General features: G+C 54.1%; 2 protein-coding genes and 1 pseudogene. All 3 read right to left on the bottom strand.

Features of this window, described 5'->3' with window-relative positions; translation table 11 throughout:
• The coding region (locus tag INT22_RS20925; RefSeq protein WP_226912682.1) for a monovalent cation/H+ antiporter complex subunit F at window positions 1–177 on the bottom strand (177 nt) is incomplete at its 3' end.
• Window positions 171–668 carry a Na+/H+ antiporter subunit E gene (locus INT22_RS12405; protein WP_089037597.1) on the bottom strand — a complete coding sequence of 166 codons (498 nt, stop codon included), beginning with the start codon at window positions 666–668 and terminating at the stop codon, window positions 171–173. The genes INT22_RS20925 and INT22_RS12405, both read right to left, overlap by 7 nt.
• Window positions 665–920: pseudogene (locus INT22_RS20920) on the bottom strand (monovalent cation/H+ antiporter subunit D); the annotation flags it as partial. The pseudogene INT22_RS20920 and the gene INT22_RS12405, both read right to left, overlap by 4 nt.

Genomic DNA, 920 nt, shown 5'->3' with positions numbered 1-920 from the left:
GGTCTTGCTGTTGAGCCACAGCCCCAGCAGTACGATCAGCGCAATTGAATTGACATACATAGTGTCGAGCGCCAGCACGCGATCTGGCAGGTCGGGGCCAATGGTTAGGCGATAAAGATTCATCAGTAGCGCCATTACCACTAGCGCTAAAGTGATCACGAGTGCGGCGCTTAGCATTCGTAAATCTCCTTAAGGGGGCGCTCATAGCGCTCGCGAATTTGGGCAATTAGGGCGTCCTCGTCGTCTACATCAAGTGCATGAATGAGCAACGATTTTCCGTCCATCCTTAAGTTCGCTGAAACTGTTCCTGGGGTTAGGCTGATGGTGCTTGCGAGAAGCGTAATAGTGAAACGTTCCTCAAGCATCAGCGGGTATTCAATAAAGTGGGGTTTGACTTTACGCCAGGGATTAGCAATTAAGTACGCAACTTCGAAGTTGGCGATGACGATATCGCCTAGTACGCGAAACACAAAACGCAACAGTTTAAGCGGTTTACCAATGCGGGGGCGTGCGTCCCAAAAGCGATGGGTCAATAACGGAATAAGGATGGCCAGCGCGCCGCCTAGCACGATCTGACCGAATGCAAAGCTACGCACAAGCAGTAGCCATACCAACAGCAGCAGCAGTGACAGTACCGGCGTAGGGAGCCAAGCGCGGGGGGCAATCATTGGGCGTCTCCAGCATCAGGCAGAAGCGAATTAATCAACAGCTGCGGGTTGGCCAACTGCTCTCCCGTGGCTTGGGTATAGCTACTCACGGGCCCTGCAAAGGCGACCATTAGTGGTGCCGCGCTAAGCAGCCACAGCATGCCAATCCATTGGTAGCGAGAGAGGTTGCTGCCGCTTGGGCTGCCACGGTGGCTGCGCCAAAACAGCGTAGAGCCTGCGCGAGATAGCGCAATTAACGACGCAAGGCTCGTT

It is taken from the genome of Halomonas sp. 3D7M (genome assembly GCF_014897885.1).
Lineage (GTDB): Bacteria > Pseudomonadota > Gammaproteobacteria > Pseudomonadales > Halomonadaceae > Vreelandella.
The sequence above is the reverse complement of the archived record's forward strand: the minus strand, read 5'-3'. Positions and strand labels throughout refer to the sequence as shown.

What these genes read in the sequence shown, in the direction of transcription:
- INT22_RS12405 (WP_089037597.1), bottom strand. Translation starts at nt 668, where the DNA reads ATGATTGCCCCCCGCGCTTGGCTCCCTACGCCGGTACTGTCACTGCTG.